We start from the raw sequence: 2,553 nt of genomic DNA on the forward strand, positions 1-2,553 counted from the left end.
ATAACTACTACTGCAATGAAAAAACCAGCAACAATGTAAATGTTAATCATTTTGATCTCATAAAGCTAACGGTGAGCTAAGCTGCGCCGCCGCTGACTTACTGGTGAAATCGGTGCGTGTCGGCGTCAGCTTGGGCGACTTGTTAGAAACAAAACTTATTGATATTTTTGACCTTCATGTTCCAACCAACCATCCACATGCGATCCTTTTGGATCTCGGTGCGTCCAGTGTAAAACGCCACCTTTTCCATTCCATTCGTATTCCCCATAAAATTGAACAGAATCTCCTTGTCTCAGACTGTTTATTTTAGGGGCAAGATCAATATTATGTGCGACTAAAAGTGTTTGACCAGAAGACAACTTAATTATGAATTTTTGATGTCTGCTACCACTGTTGTCATCTGGTAAGAGCTTCGTAACGACACCTTGACCTGAAATTTGTAAATTGCTTTGATGATTTGAAAATGCATTAGCTATGATTGTATCCGATTTATCAAAGCTTTTATCTACAATTGGAGAAGTGACATCATTTTTTTCAAAGGCAGATGGAGCATTAAAAAACAAATAAGCAAGGAGTAGCGCAACCGCAATGAGTAGAATTTTTTTCATATGTGAACCTTCAATTGATATGGATTTAGAGACATTATCAGATGCTGTATTATCAACCACATATCTTATGTTTTCAGCTTTAATACGATTGTCTTTATCCTTAATCAGCTCGTATGTAATTTTATCTCCCTCTACAGGCCGTTTTGAATGCTTCGGAAAAGATTTTATATGAAAAAATGCCTTTTCACCAGATGCATTAGTAGTGACGAACCCAAATCCTTTTTGATCTTTCCAAGTAGTAATTTTTCCTTGATAACGCATACATTTCCTGAGGTTTCTAACGGTGAGCTAAGCCGCGCCGCCGCTGCCTTGCTGGTGAAGCCGGTGCGTGTCGGCGTCGGCTTGGGCGACTTGTTAAAAGTTATTTTTTTTAAGCTTTAAAACATATAAAGAGGAATATGCGCACATAGGACTTGGAATATTGGATTTAAAATCCCATAGCTCGTATGCGAAATAAGCTTTAGCATTTTTGCTATATATTTTTTCATTATCAAGGTTTTGATAGCCTACATAATGGATAATAATAATTGCAAAAAAGTTATCATTTAATTGTTTTTTTTCAATGCTATCAAGTAATTTGGAATCAATATTCTTCTTTGCATTTTCTATATCGCTCCAAGAACGAAGTATGGCAGGCTTTCTATATTCAATATTTTTATGATTCTTGACTATAAAATAGTTACAACCACTTCCTTGCATGCCACAACCATCATATTCCTTGCCAAGAATTATAGATTCTTTTTCATTGCACGATACGTTGATTTCTATTTCATTTTTTTCTTGTAAATACGGTTCAAAATATTCTCTTTGACTTGAATCTTTATATGAACATCCAATTACGAATAAAACAATTGTGATAATAACACTTTTTGATCGAATATTCATTATTGAGTCCTTTTAACGGTGAGCTAAGCTGCGCCGCGACTGCTTTACTGGAAAAATCGGTGCGTGTTCGGCGTCAGCTTGGGCGACTTGTTGGAAATTGTGCGCTTAGAAGGAAACAGCGCTGCCATTAACAAAAAGCTGATGAAGCAACCCCGAAAAGCTTGACCCCGCAACAGCTTTAAAACAGACACAGCAATAAAAGCAAAAATTAATGAATTAAGGCTACTTTACCGACAAACCGGAAAATCCACAGCAGCAAAAGGCAAAACCGATAAAACTGAAACAACTGCAAGCTGAGGAAATGCCAGAAAACTTTAGCTCAAAGCTGGAAATACGGAGCTAAAAAAGCCAAGTAATCTACCCGAGCGACAAAGCAGAAAAGCCAAAAGCCTTAACCACTTTTACTTGCCAACTGAGCCAGAGCGCGAAAACTTACAAAACTGGAAAAAGCCCGGAAACAAGATTTCCAACGGCGAGCTAAGCCGCGCCGCCGCTGCTTTACTGGAAAAATCGGTGCGTGTCGGCGTCGGCTTGGGCGACTTGTTAGGCAATTAGTATAAATAGTTGGCTATTTTATGGCTTTTGATATTCATAGAAAATAGGTTGCCTTCGTTGAGCATTAAATAGGTCGCCTAAAAATATTTTTCTGCCTTTAAAATCGCCATCAATAATAAACCCATACTCCCGCGTGTGCGTGTCAGCCATATAGACCCACTCCGCGAATGCACCAAGGAATTCGATTTTAGTTCCCTTTGTTACGATGCCAGTCCGAAGCCTTATCTCATCACCACACAATTCTCTATAACCTTCTATTGGAACTATATTAGCTGTATTCACACTATCGATAAAATTGCAATTTTTTGAGAGAATGATCACATCATTTTTTTGTAAACCTTTAAGATAGTCTAATTCACTTGTGATTTCTCGGCTACTACACGATGCCAGAAAGAAAAAAACAATCAGAATTAAGGCTGCCTCTAAAAATATCATTTTTCAGATATCTTTACTCACTTGTCTGTATTAGCCAAGAGAGCAGTTGTTTTTGTCAGAAATCTCAATG

The 2,553-nt window shown here is 37.8% G+C and carries 3 protein-coding genes; all 3 read right to left on the reverse strand.

All coding sequences use genetic code 11. From position 1 onward, the window contains the following. Window positions 1-155: 155 nt before the first annotated feature. The 3 genes from K245_RS27535 to K245_RS0121310 all read right to left on the reverse strand — a co-directional run bounded on the left by K245_RS27535 (window position 156) and on the right by K245_RS0121310 (window position 2,483). Window positions 156-869: a DUF3465 domain-containing protein gene (locus K245_RS27535; RefSeq protein ID WP_084156482.1), complete on the reverse strand. Its 714-nt coding sequence runs from the start codon at window positions 867-869 to the stop codon at window positions 156-158. Window positions 870-962: 93 nt separating this feature from the next. Continuing rightward, entirely contained in the window at window positions 963-1,493 is a 531-nt protein-coding gene (locus K245_RS0121305; protein ID WP_027360779.1) for a hypothetical protein, read from the reverse strand. 573 nt (window positions 1,494-2,066) lie between these two features. Then, window positions 2,067-2,483 (reverse strand): hypothetical protein, encoded by a 417-nt coding sequence (locus tag K245_RS0121310; RefSeq protein ID WP_027360780.1) that lies wholly within the window; start codon window positions 2,481-2,483, stop codon window positions 2,067-2,069. Window positions 2,484-2,553: the final 70 nt, after the last annotated feature.

Source organism: Desulforegula conservatrix Mb1Pa (assembly GCF_000426225.1).
Lineage (GTDB): Bacteria > Desulfobacterota > Desulfobacteria > Desulfobacterales > Desulforegulaceae > Desulforegula > Desulforegula conservatrix.

What these genes read in the sequence shown, in the direction of transcription:
- K245_RS27535 (WP_084156482.1), bottom strand. Translation starts at nt 869, where the DNA reads ATGCGTTATCAAGGAAAAATTACTACTTGGAAAGATCAAAAAGGATTT.
- K245_RS0121305 (WP_027360779.1), bottom strand. Translation starts at nt 1,493, where the DNA reads ATGAATATTCGATCAAAAAGTGTTATTATCACAATTGTTTTATTCGTA.
- K245_RS0121310 (WP_027360780.1), bottom strand. Translation starts at nt 2,483, where the DNA reads ATGATATTTTTAGAGGCAGCCTTAATTCTGATTGTTTTTTTCTTTCTG.